This window comes from Tenacibaculum pelagium, from assembly GCF_014062345.1.
GTDB classification, from domain to species: Bacteria; Bacteroidota; Bacteroidia; order Flavobacteriales; family Flavobacteriaceae; genus Polaribacter; species Polaribacter pelagius.
On the sequence record NZ_JACGLS010000001.1, the window covers coordinates 832,268 to 852,570 of the forward strand.

At 29.1% G+C, this 20,303-nt stretch carries 17 protein-coding genes; 13 read left to right on the forward strand and 4 right to left on the reverse strand.

The genetic code is table 11. The features are described 5' to 3' along the window. Positions 1-61: 61 nt before the first annotated feature. Complete coding sequence (gene mdh / locus H3Z83_RS04005) at positions 62-988, forward strand: malate dehydrogenase (protein ID WP_182124171.1); 927 nt, start codon at positions 62-64, stop codon at positions 986-988. Between the two features lie 66 nt (positions 989-1,054). Here the strand turns inward: mdh and H3Z83_RS04010 are convergent, their stop codons facing one another. From H3Z83_RS04010 to H3Z83_RS04020, 3 genes are all read right to left on the reverse strand, one after another. After that, complete coding sequence (locus H3Z83_RS04010; protein WP_182124172.1) at positions 1,055-2,593, reverse strand: DUF6770 family protein; 1,539 nt, start codon at positions 2,591-2,593, stop codon at positions 1,055-1,057. Positions 2,594-2,595: 2 nt separating this feature from the next. Beyond that, positions 2,596-3,942: a M48 family metallopeptidase gene (locus tag H3Z83_RS04015; RefSeq protein WP_182124173.1), complete on the reverse strand. Its 1,347-nt coding sequence runs from the start codon at positions 3,940-3,942 to the stop codon at positions 2,596-2,598. Positions 3,943-4,106: 164 nt separating this feature from the next. Beyond that, the gene (locus tag H3Z83_RS04020; RefSeq protein ID WP_182124174.1) at positions 4,107-4,790 is read right to left on the reverse strand and encodes a cell division ATP-binding protein FtsE; all 684 of its coding nucleotides are present in this window, start codon (positions 4,788-4,790) and stop codon (positions 4,107-4,109) included. A 125-nt stretch (positions 4,791-4,915) separates the two neighbouring features. Between H3Z83_RS04020 and H3Z83_RS04025 the strand changes: the two genes are divergently transcribed. The 7 genes from H3Z83_RS04025 to H3Z83_RS04055 all read left to right on the forward strand — a co-directional run bounded on the left by H3Z83_RS04025 (position 4,916) and on the right by H3Z83_RS04055 (position 14,553). Continuing rightward, the gene (locus tag H3Z83_RS04025; protein ID WP_182124175.1) at positions 4,916-7,936 is read left to right on the forward strand and encodes a tetratricopeptide repeat protein; all 3,021 of its coding nucleotides are present in this window, start codon (positions 4,916-4,918) and stop codon (positions 7,934-7,936) included. Between the two features lie 39 nt (positions 7,937-7,975). Next, positions 7,976-9,760 carry a TonB-dependent receptor gene (locus H3Z83_RS04030; protein ID WP_182124176.1) on the forward strand — a complete coding sequence of 595 codons (1,785 nt, stop codon included), beginning with the start codon at positions 7,976-7,978 and terminating at the stop codon, positions 9,758-9,760. Positions 9,761-9,802: 42 nt separating this feature from the next. After that, positions 9,803-11,239, forward strand: a complete 1,437-nt coding sequence (locus H3Z83_RS04035) for a M20/M25/M40 family metallo-hydrolase (protein ID WP_182124177.1) — start codon at positions 9,803-9,805, stop codon at positions 11,237-11,239. Between the two features lie 22 nt (positions 11,240-11,261). Continuing rightward, positions 11,262-12,875, forward strand: a complete 1,614-nt coding sequence (locus tag H3Z83_RS04040; RefSeq protein ID WP_182124178.1) for an amidohydrolase — start codon at positions 11,262-11,264, stop codon at positions 12,873-12,875. A 43-nt stretch (positions 12,876-12,918) separates the two neighbouring features. Next, positions 12,919-13,260 (forward strand): DUF3703 domain-containing protein, encoded by a 342-nt coding sequence (locus H3Z83_RS04045; RefSeq protein WP_182124179.1) that lies wholly within the window; start codon positions 12,919-12,921, stop codon positions 13,258-13,260. 235 nt (positions 13,261-13,495) lie between these two features. After that, complete coding sequence (locus H3Z83_RS04050; protein WP_182124180.1) at positions 13,496-14,035, forward strand: sigma-70 family RNA polymerase sigma factor; 540 nt, start codon at positions 13,496-13,498, stop codon at positions 14,033-14,035. 65 nt (positions 14,036-14,100) lie between these two features. Continuing rightward, positions 14,101-14,553: a DUF4231 domain-containing protein gene (locus H3Z83_RS04055; RefSeq protein ID WP_182124181.1), complete on the forward strand. Its 453-nt coding sequence runs from the start codon at positions 14,101-14,103 to the stop codon at positions 14,551-14,553. A gap of 1 nt (position 14,554) precedes the next feature. Here H3Z83_RS04055 and H3Z83_RS04060 read toward each other — a convergent pair whose 3' ends face one another. Continuing rightward, positions 14,555-15,313: a response regulator transcription factor gene (locus H3Z83_RS04060; protein ID WP_182124182.1), complete on the reverse strand. Its 759-nt coding sequence runs from the start codon at positions 15,311-15,313 to the stop codon at positions 14,555-14,557. 286 nt (positions 15,314-15,599) lie between these two features. Between H3Z83_RS04060 and H3Z83_RS04065 the strand changes: the two genes are divergently transcribed. The 5 genes from H3Z83_RS04065 to H3Z83_RS04085 all read left to right on the forward strand — a co-directional run bounded on the left by H3Z83_RS04065 (position 15,600) and on the right by H3Z83_RS04085 (position 20,233). Beyond that, positions 15,600-16,031 (forward strand): ABA4-like family protein, encoded by a 432-nt coding sequence (locus tag H3Z83_RS04065; protein WP_182124183.1) that lies wholly within the window; start codon positions 15,600-15,602, stop codon positions 16,029-16,031. Beyond that, positions 16,022-16,819 carry a hypothetical protein gene (locus H3Z83_RS04070; RefSeq protein ID WP_182124184.1) on the forward strand — a complete coding sequence of 266 codons (798 nt, stop codon included), beginning with the start codon at positions 16,022-16,024 and terminating at the stop codon, positions 16,817-16,819. Before H3Z83_RS04065 ends, H3Z83_RS04070 begins: the two co-directional genes overlap by 10 nt. 56 nt (positions 16,820-16,875) lie before the next feature. Further along, positions 16,876-18,516, forward strand: a complete 1,641-nt coding sequence (locus H3Z83_RS04075; RefSeq protein WP_182124185.1) for a tetratricopeptide repeat protein — start codon at positions 16,876-16,878, stop codon at positions 18,514-18,516. 132 nt (positions 18,517-18,648) lie between these two features. Then, the gene (locus H3Z83_RS04080) at positions 18,649-19,467 is read left to right on the forward strand and encodes a LytR/AlgR family response regulator transcription factor (protein WP_182124186.1); all 819 of its coding nucleotides are present in this window, start codon (positions 18,649-18,651) and stop codon (positions 19,465-19,467) included. Between the two features lie 115 nt (positions 19,468-19,582). Then, a complete protein-coding gene (locus H3Z83_RS04085; protein WP_182124187.1) occupies positions 19,583-20,233 on the forward strand; it encodes a CPBP family intramembrane glutamic endopeptidase in 651 nt (216 codons plus the stop codon). Positions 20,234-20,303 lie beyond the last annotated feature (70 nt).

A 20,303-nucleotide genomic window follows, 5' to 3' on the forward strand; every position in this document is an offset into this window, starting at 1 on the left:
GATAGTCAAATCGCTATTTTTGTGCATCTTAAATTAATCATCACAATTAAAAAAATATAAAATGAAAGTAACAGTTGTAGGAGCAGGTGCTGTAGGTGCAAGTTGCGCAGAGTACATTGCTATTAAAAATTTCGCATCAGAAGTTGTATTAGTAGATATTAAAGAAGGTTTTGCTGAAGGTAAAGCTATGGATTTAATGCAAACTGCTTCTTTAAATGGTTTCGATACTAAAATTACTGGAACTACTGGAGATTATAGCAAAACTGCTGGATCTGATGTTTGTGTTATTACTTCAGGTATTGCACGTAAACCAGGTATGTCTCGTGACGAGTTATTAGGTATTAATGCAGGTATTGTAAAAATGGTTTCTGCTAGTTTAATCGAACATTCTCCAAACACTATCATCATCGTAGTATCTAACCCTATGGATACAATGACCTATTTAGTACACAAAACAACTGGATTACCTAAAAATAGAATTATCGGTATGGGTGGAGCTTTAGATTCTGCTCGTTTCAAATACCGTTTAGCGGAAGCATTAGAAGCACCAATTTCTGATGTTGACGGAATGGTTATCGGTGGTCACTCTGATAAAGGAATGGTTCCTTTAACTCGTTTAGCTACTCGTAACTCTGTACCAGTTTCTGAATTTTTATCAGAAGAAAGATTAGAGCAAGTAAAGCAAGATACTAAAGTTGGTGGAGCTACATTAACTGGGTTATTAGGAACTTCTGCTTGGTATGCTCCAGGTGCTGCTGTTTCTGGAATGGTTCAAGCAATTGCTTGTGATACTAAAAAAATATTCCCTTGTTCTGCTTTATTAGATGGTGAATATGGGTTATCTGATTTATGTATCGGAGTACCAGTAGTATTAGGTAAAAACGGAATAGAAAAAATCGTTAATATTAATTTATCTGATGCTGAAAAAGAACACTTAGCTGCTTCTGCTGAAGCTGTTAAAAACAATAACTCTTCTTTAGAGTTATAGAATATATCTTAAAATAAAAAAGTCCCAATAAAAATTTATTGGGACTTTTTTATTTTAAGATAATACTTATTTAATATTAAGTTTTTCTATATGTAAAGTTGTTGTTTTCTTTTTTCTATCATATTCTAAAATTAAAACATGCCCTAATTTACCAGGCAAAACTCTAAAGTATTTTCTCTTTGTAGGTAAAACAACTTTATCCTCAGAAAGTTCTCCGTCACTATGAATTATTGTTTTAAAAACTAATTGGCTTTTAGAGTTTTTATCACCTCTTTCATAATCTATAAAATTAGCATAAAACCTATCCCTTCTCTTGTCTAATTGAGAGTTTACATAATCAAAACCTCCAATAGCTTTTATCATAAAAGCACTGAACTGAGGGCTACCGTAATCATATAAATTTTGCACTCTTGAAATACCTTTTTCAAACGTCTTTACATCTTCTAAGTTAAAATCTTTATCAAACTTAAATATGTAAACATCTTTTATTGTTAATTGAGTAACGCTGTTTCCCCCTCCCAAAAGAGCTCCGGCTACACCTATAGCGCTTACAGTTTTTTTATACTGTTCACCAATAGCATAATAATCTCCATTTTCTGTTTTAATAATGTCATGAAAATAAATAAATCCAATTCCTTTTAACTTATTGTTATCCTTAACTGGTAAAAATTTACCTACGTCTTCTTTCCAAGATATTTTTTTATTAAAAACAATATTTCCTTTCGTATCTAGAACATCAACAAATAATCCTAAACTCTGAGCCTTACCTAATTTTGCTTTTGGTTTATAATATTGCCCTAAAACTGTAACGTTCTCTTCTTTTGAAATGAATGAGTTACTTATTAACTTAGGATCCGCTTTGTCATAAGGTTTTTCAAATAATTTATTTCCATTATTACTATTTAAAACCACAGTTTTATATTCTCTTTTAGAAGAGAATAATTTAGACTTTATCTCATTTAAAACTATAAAATTTTTATTTAATGCCACTGGAATCACTCCATAGTTCCCTTTATTCTCTTTACTTGGCGTGAATTTATATTCCCATTCACTTAAATTAGAGTCCGTTGGTAAAAACTTAAGAGTATATCCCATACCTTTCCCATCGTGATTAGTTAAAACTATTAAAAAACCTTTGTTTTTTATAGGTATTAATACATTTTGAAACATTCCTGTTTTATAAAAAGTATTAACTGTTTTTGCCTGTTTATTTGTTAAAGTAATTACAACATCTTCTCTCGCATTGGCTTTTTTATCAAAACTCTTTAAAGTAAAAGTTTTCTCTTTAGCATCTAAAAACACAAACATAGACACCTCATTATTAAAACCACTTGCAATTAACTGAACTCTCTTAGAAGCTATCATTTTTTTAGTTGCAATATCATTTAAGTTTTGATCTAAGAAATTAATAGCATATTCTCTCTTCCCTTTCTTTAATTTATCTACTTGGTAAAAAAAGTAATACCCATCTGCACTATTATTTTCATCTAAAAATGCCCCTGAGTTTTTCACCTTAAATTTTGTAATATTCTCTATAGTTTTTAATTGCCCGTTAACAACTTTAACACATAGTAATAGTAAAACTAAGTATAGTTTTTTTTTCATAATTATTTATTTAGTTCTTTAAAATATTCTCTTATTAATTTAAATTCCTTATTCTCTTTCAATCTTGTTTCTTTATATTTTTCGCAAAAATTATAACCAATTTTCCTCACTTCCTTTATTTCTAAGTTATGTAAAAATTGACGCAAAATGTTCAAATTTCTTTCCTTTGTAAAAGGACTTGTTTGAGGTATTTTTCTCCCTAATTCATGCCCTATTTTCAATTCATAAACTTTTTTAAATGTTTCAGCTATCTTTATAATTATAAAATCATTAATACTCTTTTTCGTTTGTAAGTCTTTTAACAATAAGTATAATGATATATCTACTGACCCTATATCTAATAAAGATTCTATTTGTTGTTCTTTTGCAAATACTTGTATATCTTTAAAAGGAGTTGTTTTATTGTTTTTAGATAAATTATATTTTTTAATTACCTCTATCCTTTCATCTATATCTGGATGTGTTTTTAAAGAGTCTTCATCCCATTCATAATCATCAACTCTTTCTTTAATGTCAAATAATGTTTCATCTTCATCTAACCAATATTCTTTAAATGAATAATTTTTAAAATCTAATAAACTATCAAGTTTAATATCCTCTTTAAACACGCCTTTATTATCAACTCTCTTTAGTCTTTTTAAAGCCAATGCAGATGCTTCTATATTATAACTAGTATTCTTAAATAGTAAAACTCCTAAAGAGTCAGCTTCTATTTCTTCTTTTCTGGAATTTTTGAACATACCATAACTTATTTCTTTTAATAAATTTAACCCAGCTGATGTTCTTCCATATGTTTTAGCTCTCGCATTTTTTATTTTCTCTTTAATCTCTTTTGAGTTAAACGTTTGAATTCGCTTTTTTATCCCTGAATTAACATGATTTAGTTCATGATGAGCTATTTCATGACATATAATAAAAGCAAGCTCATCTTCACTCTTTAAAAAATTAAAGAGCCCTAAGTTTAACATAAAAACGCCATTTCCGAAACATGCTGCGTTTGGAGTAGCATCTCTGCTAAAGAAAAATCTATGTTTTTTTAAATTTAAGGTTGGATTGCCTTTTTCAATTCTTTCTAAAACAGAATCTAAAAAAGTGTAATATTTTTTATCAAAAAGAAAAAGACTATCTGTTAAAATCTCTTTTATATATTTTTTTCTTTTTTTATACTCCTTTTTTATTTTAGACCTATAATTACTACTTATTTTACTAAGCTCATGATCATACCTACCTTCAATTTCTTCTAAAATTAATTCTTTATCTTCTGGTATATAAGTTTGCCCAAAACAAGTGTTATTTAATGAAAATAAGAATAAAAAAACAAAAAGTAAAATCTTAACAATCTTTTTCATAAGGTGCAAAAGTACACTTTTTATAAAAATATGTTAAAGTTATTTTTTAATGTAAGATTTTCTTTAAAAAAGCGTCTTTAATACAGAGGGACATCAGCAGTGTTCCTCTTTCATAGTTTTTCATAGCAATTTTCCCACTTCATTTATTTGGAGTGGGTTTTTTTTTAAACTGCTTGTTGTACTACTTCGAACAACTCCCCTCCTTCACACTTAATAGTTTTTTGCTTAAACTTTACTATTAATTGATAATCGTGAGTTGCCATTAAAATTGTTTTACCGCTTTTATGAATCTCATTTAACAACTCCATAACTTCAAGCGAAGTTTTAGGGTCTAAATTCCCAGTTGGCTCATCTGCTAAAATTAGTTCAGGATCGTTTAATAATGCTCTTGCTATCGCTACACGCTGTTGTTCTCCTCCAGAAAGTTCGAATGTTTTTTTGTAGTATTTTTCTTTCATTCCTACCTTATCTAAAACTTCATGAATTTTATTTTTCATATCAGTTTTATTCTTCCATCCAGTAGCTTTTAAAACAAACTCTAAATTGTCAAAAACATTTCTATCATTCAATAATTTAAAATCCTGAAAAACGATTCCTAATTTTCTTCTTAAAAAAGGAATGTCTTTTTCTTTCATTTTTTTTAAATCAAAATCGACGATAGTACCTAAACCACGTTGTAATCTTAAATCTCCATACAAGGTTTTAAGTAAACTACTTTTTCCGCTTCCTGTTTTTCCAATCAAATAATAAAAATCTCCTTTATTTAAAGTGAAATTTACTTTTGATAACACTAAACTATCTTGCTGATAAATATCTGCATTCTCAAGATGTAAAACAGGGTTTGCCATAGGTATATTCGTTTTTACAAATCTAAAATTTTATTATGTAATTCTATAACATTTCTTACTTTTGATATAAAGTCTCCCAACAAAAATAAAAAACGAACGTTATAGTTTCTAGATAACTAAAATATATGAGATTTATTTGTTATAAAAAAAGCTGCTATTTATTATTTTTATTAGCCTTTTCAGCATCAATAATAGCGCAAAAAACTGCTATTAATTCTGATCTTAGTTCAGATTTTCATAAAGCCACGCGATTATACAACAACAATGCTTATGCAGCTGCACAGCAATTGTTTATAAAGGTTTCTAATGAATCTGAAAATCACCAAAACTTAAAAGCTGATGCTGATTATTACGACGCTATGGCTGCTGTTAAATTAATTCAAGACGATGCAGATGAAAAAGTAATTGAGTTTGTTAAAAATCATCCTTACAACAACAAAACTGAGAAAGCTTTTTTAAACGTTGGAAACTATTATTTTGCGAACAGAAAAGCTGCACATGCCTTAAAATGGTATCAAAAAGTAAATGAAAAGCTATTAACTCAAAAAGAAAAAAATGAGTTGAATTATAAAATGGGATATGCATTGTTAGTGTCAAACTATTTAAAAGATGCTAAGTCTCGTTTTCAAACCTTATTAGGAAATCCTATTTATGGTAACGATGCTCGTTATTATTACGGTTTTATAGCTTACAAACAAGAAAATTTTGGGGAGGCTGAAGATAATTTAAGTCAACTAGCAAACGATGCTACTTACCAAGCAAAAGCAAATTATTATATTCTAGATATTAGTTTTAAAGCAGGACGTTTTGATAAATCTGTTCAAATTGGAGAGAAACTTCTAAAAGAAACAAAAGACAAAAAAGAGATTTCTCAAATTTCAAAGATTATTGGAGAAAGTTATTTTAATCTTCATAAATACGAAGAGGCAATTCCTTATTTAAAAGCCTATAAAGGTAAAAGAGGTAAATGGACTAATACCGATTATTATTATTTAGGATACGCTTATTACCAGCAAAAAGATTATGAAAGTGCAATTAGCAATTTCAATAAAATTATAGGCGGAAATAATAAAGTTGCTCAAAATGCTTACTATCATTTAGGAGAATGTTATTTAGAATTACAGAAAAAACCAGAAGCTCTAAATGCATTTAAAAATGCTAGTGAAATGGAGTTTGACTCTAAAATTACTGAAGGTGCTTCGTTAAACTACGCAAAATTAAGTTATGAACAAGGTAATCCTTACGAAAGTGTTCCTGATGTTTTAAAAGGTTTTTTATCAAAATACCCTACCTCACCTAGTACAGCCGAAATAAGTAATTTATTAATTACTTCTTATTTACATCAACAGGATTATCAAGGAGCTTTAGATTTTTTAAACACGACTGATTCTCCTGAAAACAAAAAGTTAGCAAATGAAGTTTCATTATATAGAGGAATTCAGCTTTTTAATGAAGATAAACTAAAAGAAGCAAAACCATATTTTTACAATGCCACTTTAGCAGAAAATGCTTCGGTAAGTAATAAAGGTACTTTTTGGCTAGCAGAAACAGATTACTTACTTGGAAATTACGAAGACGCTTTAGCTAGTTTTCTATTAATAACAAAAGACGATATTGAAGAGATAAAAAAATTAGATTACAATATTGCTTACACTTATTTTAAGTTAAAAAGATATAATGATGCAGCAAAGCATTTTCAACAATTTTTAGACAAAAAAATAGATGACAATGATTTAAACGATGATGCTTCTAACCGTTTGGGCGACTCTTTTTATGCTACTAAAAATTACACAAAAGCTATTGAAGCTTACAATAAAGTAGTACAAGAAGGTGGCGTTGGCGCAGATTATGCACAATACCAAATAGCTATGAGCAAAGGTTATATGGGTAATAATGAATCAAAAATCGAAAGTTTAAAAACACTAATTAATGATTATGTTTATTCACAGTTACAAGACGACGCTTTATTTCAACTAGCGACGACATATACAACTACGAACAATATTACTAAGGCCCAAGAAACTTATAATAACTTATTATCAAAGCATTCAAAAAGTAATTACGTACCTAATGTTCTTTTACGCCAAGGATTGTTATACTACAATAATAATAACAATCAAAAAGCTTTAGAAAAATACAAAGAAATTGTTGCTAAACACCCAAATTCAAACGAAGCAAAACAAGCTGTTTCTAATGTTAAAAATGTATATATAGATATTGGTAAGGTTGATGAATATGCTGCATGGGTTAAAAATGTAAAATTTGTAAATGTTACAGATGCCGAACTTGATAATGCAACTTATCAATCTGCTGAAAACAAGTTTTTAGAAAATAACACAGCTAGAGCTATAGAAGGATTTAATAAATATCTACAAGCCTTCCCTTCAGGAATCAATGCTTTAAAGGCTCATTTTTATTTAGCACAATCCTATAATAATACTAATAAATTTAATAGTGCTATTCCACATTACACCTATGTTATTAGTCAAGATAAAAGTGAGTTCTCTGAAGAATCTTTAGCCAAACTAGCTAAAATTTATTTAGAGAAAGAAGATTGGAATAAAGGAATGCAAGTTCTTGAACAATTAGAAAAAGAGGCAAACTACCCTCAAAACATCATTTTTGCACAAAGTAATTTAATGAAAGGATATTACAATAATGACGATTATGCAAATGCAATTTCATATGCAGAAAAAGTATTAAGCAATGATAAAGTTGACACTAAGGTTATCGAGGATGCTAAAGTTATCATAGCTCGTTCTTCGTTTAAAAGTGATGATTTTATAACCGCTGAAGAGTTTTTTAATGAAGTAAGTAAAAAAGCTACTGGCGAATTAAAAGCTGAAAGTTTATACTACAATGCTTTCTTTTTAAATGAACACAAAGATTACGAAACTTCAAACAAAGCGATTCAAGATTTAATTGCAAACTACTCATCTTATAAATATTGGGGAGTTAAGAGTTATATAATTATGGCTAAAAATTATTATGCTTTAAAAGATGCATACCAAGCAACGTACATTTTAGAGAATATTATTAAAAACTTTACGCAATATAAAGACGTGTTAGAAGAAGCTAAAAACGAGCTTCGAAACATTAAAAACAAAGAAGCGAAAACAAACGAATCAGTAACTAACCAAAACTAAAATTTGTTTAAAACAAAAGAAAGCTCAATGATTAAATCGATGAAAAAGCACCTAGTTTTACTTGCTGTATTAGTAACATTAATTGCGAATTCGCAAGAAAAGAAAGCTCCAGAGAAAGCAAAAGATACTATAATAAAAACTGAAGTTGTAAATGTAGTAACTTCATATGTTCCTAAAATTACAGATGCCTTTAAAATAAAGCAAAAACCAATAATTCAACACACCAAAGAAACTCAGAAAAAGGAGTTAGAATATCACATTTTCTCCGTTCCTGTTGCTTCTACTTTTATTCCAAAAAGTGGTACTATGAAAAAGGTTGATTTAGGCAAACGAGAAAGACTTTACCCTAATTATCTTTCTTTAGGACTTGGTAATAAAATCACTCCTTTTTTAGAAGCCTACATAAGACGTAATGAGAGTTATAATAGTGAGTTGGGCGCACATTTAAAATTTCTATTATCGATAGATCCAGTTGAAAACACAAAACTTAGCAGTACCTTCTATAATGCTAATTTGAATTTATTTTATGCACAACAAGAGCGCTATTTTGATTGGAAAGCTGGTTTAAATGCAGAACGCAATAAAAACAATTGGTATGGTTTACCTACAAATATTTCTTTTACCGATGCTACCATAAGTGCTATTGAAGAAGAGCAAGCTTATAATTCGTTTAAAATATTTGGTAACATTAATTTTGATGATTCATATTTAGAAGAAGCAAATGGTTCGTTAAACTATTTTTCTGATGTATTAAGTAGTAGTGAGTTTTTAATTGATGCCGATGCTACCTTTAAATTTCCATTAGACAACTTTCACCGTCAATTAAATGATTTATATATCAATACAACTTTAAGCTATTTAGGAGGTAAATTCGAAAATTCTTACGAAGCTCGAAATCAATTAAAACATAGTTTTTTTACAGTTGGATTGCACCCAACATATAAATTCGTTGTACAAGATTTAGCGATTCAACTTGGAGCTAAAGCATACTTCTCTTTAGATTTAGAAAATAAAGACAATAACTTCTTTATATATCCCGATGTAGAAATCTCATATCCAATCGTAAAAGATTTTGCAAATGTATTTATAGGAGCTTCTGGAGATTTAGAAACAAATTCTTATCAATCACTTGCTGATAAAAATCCATACATTTCGCCAACTCAACAAATATTACAAACCAATAAAAAATACAATGCTTTTGCTGGTATAAGAGGAAAATTAGATGCACAGTTTAGTTATAACTTCAAAGCAAGTTATGCTGAGATAGAAAACAATCCGTTTTTTAGTTTGAATCAATCAAAATCTAACGGAAATAATATCGCTGGAACAGATGCTTTTACCTTCTTTGGTTATGAATTCGGAAATTCATTTAAAACAGAATATGACGACATTAAGTTAATATCTTTCTTTGGTGAAGCTGCCTTTAATGGAATTAAAAACTTAACGGTAGGTATGAATGCGCAATTCAACAAATTCACGTTAGCAAACCTACAAGAACCTTGGAATGCTCCAAAAATAAAAGGTGAACTTTTTGGAACCTATAAAACTTACAAATGGTTTGCTGGTGCCAACTTCTTTTTTGTTGGAGAACGAAAAGGAAAAGAATATGAAGCATTGCCATCAGTTACTCCGCCAAATACAATCAGTCTAAAAAGTTATTTCGATGTTAATTTTAATGGTGGCTATCATTTTAACGACTCATTCTCTGTCTTTTTAAACTTAAATAATGTATTAAATAACGATTATCAAAGGTTTACCAATTTTAACGTACAAGGGTTTCAAGCTCTTGGTGGGTTAACTTGGAAATTTGATTCTCTTTTCTAAATTATAAAACTTACATTTATGGTTCTGTAAAACGAACCATAAATGAAAAGAACATCCCTCCTATTAATTACAGGGTTATTTTTAATATCCTGCCAGGTAGAAAAGAAAAAAACAAGCACAACACTTACTGGACTTTCTAACGAAGAGAAAGTAGATTCTACTCAAATAAAACAAATTTTTAATGCAGCTTTAACCGAAGGAAAATCCTATGAATGGCTTCGAGATTTAACTCAAAATATCGGAAGTCGATTATCAGGTTCAGAAGGAGCTACAAAATCTGTTATTTGGGGAGAGCAACTAATGAAAGAGGTCGGATTAGATTCTGTTTGGCTACAACCTGTAATGGTTCCGCATTGGGTACGTGGAGAAAAGGAAGTTGCAAACTATGAATTCAATGGAGAAAAAATCAATGTTCCTATTTGCGCTTTAGGAGGTTCTATTGCGACTCCTAAAGAAGGTATTACAGCAGAACTTATTGAAGTAAAAAGCTTAGAGGAAGCCAAAAAATTAGGAGACAAAGCCAAAGGAATGATTGTGTTTTTCAATGGAGCTTTCGATAATACTTTAATCAATACATTTAAAGCTTATGGAGGTTGTGTAGGACAACGTTACGGTGGCGCAGCTACTGTAGGTAAATTTGGGGCAAAAGCAGTAATTGTTCGTTCTATGACTAATGGAATTGACGATTATCCTCATACCGGGTCTATGGGTTATGGAGAAATTCCGGAATCAGAATATATCCCAACAGCAGCTATTAGTTCAAGAGCAGCAGAAAACTTAAGCAAGCATTTAAAAAAGAATCCAAACTTAAAATTCTACTTTAAACAAAGTTGTGAAACATTACCTGATGCTCCATCTCATAATGTGGTTGGAGAAATTAAAGGAAGTGAATTTCCTGATAAAATTATGGTAATTGGAGGTCATTTAGATTCTTGGGATTTAGGTGATGGTGCACATGACGATGGTACAGGAATCGTACAATCTTTAGAAGTTGCTTACTTATTAAAAAAGAACAACATTAAACCTAAAAACACTATTCGTATTGTATTTTTTATGAACGAAGAAAATGGTTTACGCGGTGCTACTGAGTATGCTCGTTTAGCAAAAGAAAATGATGAATTACATATTGGTGCTTTAGAATCTGATGCTGGAGGGCACACTCCAAGAGGTTTTTCAATTGACGCTAATGATAAAAATAGAGCCTTATTACAAAGCTGGAAAAAACTCCTAGCTCCTTATGGATTACATGATATTACTGCTGGAGGTGGTGGTGCTGATATTGGTCCTTTAAAAGATGACCACGTTACTTTAGTAGGATATCGTCCAGATTCGCAGCGATATTTCGATTACCATCATGCAGCAACCGATACTTTTGACAAAGTAAATAAGCGAGAGCTAGAACTAGGTAGTGCTTCTATGGCTAGTATCGTTTACTTAATGGATAAATATTTATATAACAACGAAACTTTAAAACCGTAAAATAAAAACGAATCAAACTAAAATGAAAAAAACATTCATTACTCTTCTATCAATTGGAATTTTATTTTCATGTAAAAAGCAAGAAAAAGCAGATGTAATTGTTATAAATGCAAATGCTTATACGGTAAACTCAAATTTCGACAAAGCTGAAAGTTTTGCCATTAAAGATGGGAAATTTATTGCCGTAGGTAGCAATAAAGAAATTCAAAATAAATATGCTACTCTAAAAACTATCGACGCAAAAAACAAAGCAGTATATCCTGGTTTTATAGATGCGCATTGTCATTTTTACGGATTAGGTTTACAACAACAAAAAGTAGATTTAACGGGCACTAAAAGTTATGATGAAGTATTAAATAAATTAGTTGCTTTTCAAAAAGAAAAAAACACTTCTTTTATTACTGGACGTGGTTGGGATCAAAACGATTGGGAGGTAAAAGAATTTCCAACAAAAGAAAAGTTAGACAAACTTTTCCCTAAAATCCCCGTTGCTGTTCGTAGAATTGACGGTCATGCAATGTTAGTAAATCAAGCCGCAATTGATTTAGCAGGAATTACCTTAGAATCAAAAGTTGATGGCGGAGAGTTCATAAAAAAAGACGAAAAACTTACTGGTGTTTTAATTGATAATGCCATGAACTTTATTAAAGTTCCTAAACCAAGTAAAAGAGAACAAATACAAGCATTAAAAGATGCTCAAAAAATCTGTTTTGACCTTGGTTTAACAACTGTTGACGATGCTGGTTTAGACAAACAAGTTATTGAGCTAGTAGACAGCTTGCAACAAACGGGAGATTTAAAAATGCGTATGTACGCTATGATTTCTAACAACAAAGAAAATCTAGATTATTACCTCAACAAAGGCGTTATTAAAACTGACCGCTTAAATGTACGCTCGGTAAAAGTTTATTCAGATGGAGCTTTAGGCTCACGTGGCGCAACTTTAAAAGATGAATATTCTGATAAAAAAGGACACTTTGGAGCTTTAGTAAACTCATATGATGATCTTCAAAGTTTAGCTAAGAGAATAGCAGATTCAGAATATCAAATGAACACCCATGCTATTGGAGATTCTGCTAATTATGTAATGTTAAAAACATATGATGAAGTTTTAAAAAACAAAAAAGATAGACGTTGGCGTATAGAACATGCGCAAATAGTTGACTTAAACGACTTTCATCATTTTAAAAATGTATTACCATCTATTCAACCAACGCATGCAACTTCAGATATGTATTGGGCTGAAGATCGTGTTGGTCATGAAAGAATTAAAGGTGCTTACGCCTATAATAATTTATTAAAACAATACGGTAAAGTAGCATTAGGAACAGATTTCCCTATTGAAAATGTGAGCCCGTTATATACCTATTATGCAGCAACTATTAGAAAAGACTTAAAAGGTTATCCTGAAAAAGGATTTCAAATGCAAAATGCCTTATCTAGAAAAGATGCTTTAAAAGGAATGACCATTTGGAATGCCTATGCTAATTTCGAAGAAGATGAAAAAGGAAGTATCGAAGTAGGAAAACTTGCTGATTTTATTATTCTAGAAAATGATATTATGACGGTTGAGGGTAGTAAAATACCAAACACCAAAGTGGTTGCTACTTATGTTAATGGTGAAAAAGTAAACTAACTGCATCCTTTTACATAAAAACTAGTCTATTTTATAAAAAATCATGACTAAACTACAACGCAGACAAGAATTTTACAATCAAATAAAATTAGGTAAAATGGCATTGAGAAACCAACGTTTCGAAATGTCATTTTTTTATTTAGAAAACGCTCACATTCTAGGGCAAAAACACTTGTATAGACATACGCTATCGCATTACTGGATGTTAATTCACGGAATAAAAACAAGAAATTTTAAAGAAATAGTTGGTCAATTCACCCGAATCTTAGCTTCCATTCTATTCACAAATATCTGGGTACCCAAAGGAAACACTGGGGGTTCTAATATTTCTCCAATTAAAAAAACTCCTATTAGAAAAGAACTGCGAAAATATTTTTCAAAATAAATGCATCTTTTTACACTTTTAAAAGTCTATTATATGAACTTAAAGATTAAATAAGATGAAAAATAAAAATCAATGCACTTGTAATTGTGACGGTTGTAAAACTGGAAGTTGTGCAAACTGTACTTGCGAAAATTGTTCTTGCAATAACTGCAACTGCTAATCACATATTTGTTAACTATAACAGAAATTATTCTTAAATTTATAAAGAGTAATTTCTGTTTTATTCTGTATTAAAATGACTACAAATCAAGTTTGGACAAAATACGCTACCGATATTCAGTTTTTTATTTTAAGTAAAGTAAAAGACAAAACTATTACGGATGATATTTTACAAGATACTTTTATAAAAATCCATACAAAGCTTCATACGTTAAAAGATATTAAAAAGTTAAAACCTTGGATTTTTACTATTGCTCGTAATTCAATAATGGATTATTTTAAAAGTACTAATCAAACATTTGAATTAGCTAATTTTGAAACAGAAACTAAAATAGAAGAGCACAAACATACCGAAAAAGATTGTTTGCGTGGTATTCTAGAAAGCTTACCAAAAAAATATAGAGAGCCTTTATTTTTATCAGACATTAAAGGATTGAAACAACAGGAAGTAGCAGACACATTAAAGCAAAGTTTACCTACAACTAAATCTCAAATTCAACGTGCACGTAAACTAATTGCCAAAGGATTTATAGATTGTTGTGGATTTGTTTTAAATGAAGATGGAAAACTCGTTGGCGAAATTCAAGATAAAGACGACTGTAAAATCTGTGACTAATTTACCTTATTTTCATTTTGCTGTTTTTCTTTTTTTAAATATGTTTGAAAAAGAATTAACTAGCTATGAACAATACCCCTTCACGATTTGAAATTTTACAAATAGAAATTGAAAAAATGATTCAATTTGCCTCTTGTCGCGCCAAACAAAACAAGAAAAAATCGTTTCGAATTTACATTAGTATTGCCATTTCTTCTGCATTAATTACTTTTTTAGTTGCAGTAGGTGATGATTTTAAAGAATATAGAACTATCATTAAAATACTAACACTGTTTTTTAGTGCTGCAAGTACAATATTTGCGGCGTGGGACGGATTTTACAACCACAAAGAGTTATGGGTTATTTATGGTGAAACCCGAGGTCGTTTAAAAGAATTGGAATTAAAAACCAAATTAGCCACAGAAGAAGATAAAAACAACGCTGATTTCATTGATCAAATTCATAAAGAATTTCAATCTGTTGTTAATCATGGAAGCTTCAAGTGGAAAGAACTTCGATTAGAAGAAAATGGTAATTAACTTATATTAATTTATTATTAGTTACATACCTAATAGCCTCACTTATATTGGCTACATCCAATTTTTCAAAAAGTTTTTTTCTATGAAATTTAACAGTATCTGGTGATACAAATATTTTTTCTGCAATTTCTTTAATTGAATATCCTCTTATTGAATATTGTATTATTTCTTTCTCTCTATCAGTAAGTTTTATTTCTTCTAAATTTTTCCAATAATCGCCTTCTAAATCATATTTATACACAATACCTCTACCCTTTTTATATACAGTAATATTTCCTGATTTTAATCTAGTAGATAATGAAACAACACAAAGAGCTTTCCACACCTTTCCTTCTTCATTCAAAAATATAGGAGTTAATTTTTGATTAATTAAGATAGACTTCCCTTCTTTTGTTTTTAAAAGAAAGTCATACGATATCGTATAGTCTTTACGCTCTTCTAAAGGCTTTGTTTCATAAAGATCAAAACCAATAGTATTTATTTTCAATAATAACTCTAAATCTTCTTGAGGCACATATTTAAAATAAAATTCATACCCCATTTCTTTTACTTCTTCAGGAGTATGACCACATAAAAACAAAGGGTTATCTGACACATAATCAAATCCTTTTTTTTCATAATCAATAACATAAAGACTACTGTAAGTAGTTCTTGAAAAGGCTTTTATAACCTCAATATAATTACTTGTTTGATCTATTACATTTTTTGTTAACTCGTTAACAGTATTCTTAGAGTTAAAAAAAGAATTAACGTCAGTCATATAGTTTCTAAATCTTCATTTCAAGGTAAATATACCATTAAAAAACTACCCGAAAGAGTAGTGTTAAAAATAAAAATTATAACTAAGTAAACCCTATTTGTTTATAAAAACTACTCTTAAGTGTAATATTTAAAGGCTTATCACTCATTAGTTTTGAGGTTATAAAACATAAATAATAATTCTAATGATAAAAATAATACTGAAACTAATTATAAACTTAATTCAATTTTTGATAATGTATTTATCTTAAAACAAGTCAATTATCTAAGATTATAATTCTAAAAAAATGACACCTACTCAAGTTTTTTCTATAGCTGGCATGATTACAACACCAATGTGGATTTTAATGATATTTTTTCCAAAATGGAAAGTAACCAATTACTTAATAAGTTTTAAAATAGTTCCCATAATACTATCTTTTATTTACACCATTTATATTATTAATACTATTAGCATTAATGGTATGCCCGATTATGGGAATCTAGATTCTGTTATGAAATTATTTACAGAAGAAAATGCGGTTTTAGCTGGTTGGGTACACTATCTCGTTTTCGATCTTATTATTGGTATGTGGATACTTAATGCATCCAAAAAACTTAATATCCATCAGTTAATAATAGCTCCTTGTTTATTCGCAACTTTTATGTTTGGTCCTGTTGGGTTTCTTCTTTTTTTCATCATTAAAATTATTAAACAAAATAAATTACAATGTTCTTAAAACAAATACTTAACACAGTAAAAAAACAGAGTCCGATACTTTTCGGAATTGTCTTAATTCATTTCGTTTTTATTCTAATATCTTTAATAGGTCTTTTTATTGATGATAGATCTTTAATGGGTGTTAACGTATGGACAAAGCCTTTAAAATTCTCGGTATCAGGAGGTATATATATATTAACTATTGGATATTTCATAACCTTATATCCCTTTTCCAAAAGAAAGAAAGACATACTTAACAATATCGTTTCATGGACTATGCTTATTGAATTTGGTATTATTATTTATCAAGCTTCAAGAGGAGTTCAATCACATTATAATAAAGACACAAATTTTGATGCTCTCTTATTTGCTGGAATGGGGCTAATGGTTTTAATCAATTTTTTTATTATGCTTTTCTTCATTTTTGAAACAATTAGATTAAAACTAAGAACCACAAGATCAATTCAATTCGCAATATTATTAGGATGGATAATTATAGTTGTTGGTAGCTGGATAGGTCAGCAAATGATAAACCAAATGTCACATAACGTTGGGATAGCAGATGGAGGCGCAGGATTACCTTTAGTTAACTGGAGTACTATTGCTGGTGATTTAAGGGTAGCTCACTTTTTTGGATTACATGGTTTACAAATAATTCCGCTTTTTGCTTTATGGTTATCTAATAAATGGAAAGCTGCTAACAAATATCAAATTATTACTGTATTTGCTTTTGGATTAATTTATTCTTCATGGATTGGATATACTTTTTACCAAGCTAAACAAGCCATCCCTCTTATCAATTTATAAAATCACTGATTTAACTAAATAAACATCATAAATAATAAAATCAGCTACATACTATCATGAAAAAACTACTATTAATACTCAACTTACTATTTTTCTTTCAATTATCTGCCCAAGAAAAATTAACTACTAAACAATGGCAAGACGATCTTCGTTTTTTACAAAATACAGTACATAAAGATTATTCACATCTTTTTGTAAAAACAACCAAAAATGTTTTTGATACTGAGGTAGAATTATTTTATAAGAGCATTCCAAATATAACACAACACGAAATAGTTGTTGGTTTTTCTCGATTAGTGTCCTTATTTAAATATGGGCATACCTATGTAAGTTTCCTTCAAAAACCTTATACGTTTTCTCAATTACCTTTTAACTTATATAAATTTAACGATGGTGTTTATATACAAGGAACACATAAAAAATACATTAAAGCAATTGGAGCTAAAGTTATAGCAATAGAAAAAACACCAATTTTAGAAGCTCTAAAAACAATTGAACCAACTGTAGAATCAGAAAATTCACAATATTTTAAAGCTTATGGAATTAACAATTTAAGGTATCCTGAAGTATTACATGCCCAAAAAATAACAAAAACTCTTCAAAATGAAATCGTTCTTACTTTAGAAAAAGATGGTAAAATATTCTCACAATCTTTTGAGGTAATGAAAAAAGGAGAGAATATGCCTAAGCATCGTGGTTATGTTAAACAAAATGAAAATTGGCTCGATGCAAGAGAGCAATCAATAACTCCATTATATTTAAAAAATCTTAACAAGGTTTACTTTTTCGAATATTTACAAAAAGAAAAAACTGTATATGTTAGGCATAGTAGAATTGCAAACGATTCTGAAGAAAATACCGAAACTTTTTACAAACGAGTTTTTGATTTTGTTGAAAATAATGACGTTGAGAAATTAATTATTGATGTTCGTTTAAACGGAGGAGGAAATAGTTATTTAAACAAACCTATTATTACTGGAATTATCGAAACTAAAAAAATAAATCAAATTGGGAGCTTATATGTAATTATTGGTAAACGTACTTATTCTGCGGCTCAAAATTTAGTTAATGAATTACACAATTATACAAATGCTATTTTTGTAGGTGAGCCAACTGCTGAAAATGTAAATTTTTGGGGAGATGCACGTCCGGTAACTTTACCAAACAGCAATCTTACTATTCAGTTATCATATGCTTGGTGGCAAGGGAAACCTATATGGGAATACGCTGAATGGTTAGCTCCTCAAATCCCAATAGAAATGAGTTTTTCAGAATATGCATCTAATCAAGATCCTGTATTAAATGCTGCATTATCTTTTTCTGGAAAAGATTTTAAAATAAACCCATTAGAATATATAAGAGAATTATATATGGCTGGTAATCCCCAGAAATTGGCTACAGAAGTTATGAAGATGGTAAAAGATCCTCGATATTCTTTTATTGATTTTGAAGCCGAATTAAGTAAATCTGCTCTTCGTATGTTAAGTGTTAAACAAGAGCAAGCTGCTATTCAAATATTCTCATTTATTATTCAATTATTTCCTAACTCTGCTAATGCTTATTTAAATTTAGGAAAAGCTTATTTAAAAGTTGGTAATAAAGAGAAGGCTAAAAATTTATTTAATAAAACGATATCTTTAGATTCTGATGGAAAAGTGGGAGAATTTGCTATGAAAACGCTAAATACTATTAAATAAAAGTCTTAACTGAATTTAATAATGTTATTGATAAACGATGACTATGCGTTGTTAAAAAGACGCTTAGTCATCGTTATATATAAATTAAAGCTCTTACCTTAGATAACAAACTAAAAATTATCAATAAAAACAATGCCTCTTTTTTTAAAACAAAAAATCAACTTTGAAAATTACTGGATTAAAAACGGCTTCTTTATTATAGTATTTTCTATCGTTATTAATCACTTTACTGCACCAGAAAACTTTCCATTTAATAGAAACTACCAATTTCCTTTAATTCCAATTATTGCTTCTATTATTGGTGGTAGTGTTGCTATTATTATTGCATATTTCAATTTTAAATACTTTAAAAGCAAATACTTTTCTGAAAAAATTAATTCAAAAACATTATTGCTTTTCTTATTTTCAACTTTAGGATATGTTACTATATTTTATATTCCTTTTTATTATGTTTCAAACTTTTTGGTCAATGGGAAAGTAGACTATAACTTTTACTATCTATTAAATGGGCTTTTAGTTTCTTTATTAATAGACACTGTACTAATTTCTCTTTTATTTTCATCTGATATATACAAACTGCATAAACTTAACTCAATTCAAGGGATACTTAAAGTGCAACAAAGTGGTAAAATAACATTGGTTAAACATTCTGAAATTGCTTTTATGTATAGTGAAAACAAAATTGTATACATTGTAAAAACAGATGGAACTTTAATTATGACTGATTTTACTTTAAACGAAATTGAAAATAAAGTAAATGAACAAAGCTTTTTTAGAACTAATAGACAAACTATAATCCACCCTCGTTCTATAGAACAAATACAATCTATAGAAAACGGAAAATTATCTGTATTACTAAAACCTGCAATTTCTAATGAAGAATCTTTACAAATAAATATTAGTAGATATAAAAAACAAGCATTTATGAATTGGTTTCAAAATAAAACTTAAAATACATAGACTATTCAGTAATTATTTTGATACCATTCGGTAAAAACAAGCTAAATATCAGTGTTTTTCTTGCTTTATCGTTTTTACTTTGTTTAAAATTTAAAACGAATAAACAATGAAAAAAGCCTTTTTAACTTCAAATTTAATACCAATAATTACTATTGTTATTTGCTGTATTCTATACTTATCAGGAAATTTTCAAATGATTACAGGAGGTATTATAGTTTTAATAGCAAGTGCTATAGAATACAAAAAAGACCTCTTTAAATCTTTAGGTTTTCAACGAGATAAATTCAATATAAAAAATTTATTAATCATAGCTCCATTAGTTGGTGCTGCAATTTTTTTGTTTTATGGCTATGTAATGTTACCTAGTATTACTTACCTTACTGAACAACCTATTGATCTTTCTGTATTTGACCCTTACAAAGGAAACTTAACCGCATGTATAAGCCTACTTGCTTATATTTGGGCATCGGCTGCGTTTGGTGAAGAAATAGTATTTAGAGGTTATTTAATGAGACAGTTTACTAAATTTTTTGGTTCAAGTACCGTGAGTCTTGTTTTTAACATTCTTCTTTTAGGTATTCTTTTTGGTTACGTTCATGCATACCAAGGAATAAGCGGACAGCTTTTATCAGGTATTACTGGAATGTTTTTAGCTATTCTTTTTCATTTCAAGAAGAATGATTTATGGTTTAACGTAGCTGTTCATGGGTTTATTGATACCGTTTTTGTATTATTTCTTTACTATGGATGGATATAGTACATAAATAATTCAAACATAAAAAAGTCTTGGCTTTAGTTCTTTTTTACTAAAACAAGACTTTTTATTT

Coding starts and splice junctions, on each gene's coding strand:
- mdh (WP_182124171.1), top strand. CDS start 62: ATGAAAGTAACAGTTGTAGGAGCAGGTGCTGTAGGTGCAAGTTGCGCA.
- H3Z83_RS04010 (WP_182124172.1), bottom strand. CDS start 2,593: ATGAAAAAAAAACTATACTTAGTTTTACTATTACTATGTGTTAAAGTT.
- H3Z83_RS04015 (WP_182124173.1), bottom strand. CDS start 3,942: ATGAAAAAGATTGTTAAGATTTTACTTTTTGTTTTTTTATTCTTATTT.
- H3Z83_RS04020 (WP_182124174.1), bottom strand. CDS start 4,790: ATGGCAAACCCTGTTTTACATCTTGAGAATGCAGATATTTATCAGCAA.
- H3Z83_RS04025 (WP_182124175.1), top strand. CDS start 4,916: ATGAGATTTATTTGTTATAAAAAAAGCTGCTATTTATTATTTTTATTA.
- H3Z83_RS04030 (WP_182124176.1), top strand. CDS start 7,976: ATGAAAAAGCACCTAGTTTTACTTGCTGTATTAGTAACATTAATTGCG.
- H3Z83_RS04035 (WP_182124177.1), top strand. CDS start 9,803: ATGAAAAGAACATCCCTCCTATTAATTACAGGGTTATTTTTAATATCC.
- H3Z83_RS04040 (WP_182124178.1), top strand. CDS start 11,262: ATGAAAAAAACATTCATTACTCTTCTATCAATTGGAATTTTATTTTCA.
- H3Z83_RS04045 (WP_182124179.1), top strand. CDS start 12,919: ATGACTAAACTACAACGCAGACAAGAATTTTACAATCAAATAAAATTA.
- H3Z83_RS04050 (WP_182124180.1), top strand. CDS start 13,496: ATGACTACAAATCAAGTTTGGACAAAATACGCTACCGATATTCAGTTT.
- H3Z83_RS04055 (WP_182124181.1), top strand. CDS start 14,101: ATGAACAATACCCCTTCACGATTTGAAATTTTACAAATAGAAATTGAA.
- H3Z83_RS04060 (WP_182124182.1), bottom strand. CDS start 15,313: ATGACTGACGTTAATTCTTTTTTTAACTCTAAGAATACTGTTAACGAG.
- H3Z83_RS04065 (WP_182124183.1), top strand. CDS start 15,600: ATGACACCTACTCAAGTTTTTTCTATAGCTGGCATGATTACAACACCA.
- H3Z83_RS04070 (WP_182124184.1), top strand. CDS start 16,022: ATGTTCTTAAAACAAATACTTAACACAGTAAAAAAACAGAGTCCGATA.
- H3Z83_RS04075 (WP_182124185.1), top strand. CDS start 16,876: ATGAAAAAACTACTATTAATACTCAACTTACTATTTTTCTTTCAATTA.
- H3Z83_RS04080 (WP_182124186.1), top strand. CDS start 18,649: ATGCCTCTTTTTTTAAAACAAAAAATCAACTTTGAAAATTACTGGATT.
- H3Z83_RS04085 (WP_182124187.1), top strand. CDS start 19,583: ATGAAAAAAGCCTTTTTAACTTCAAATTTAATACCAATAATTACTATT.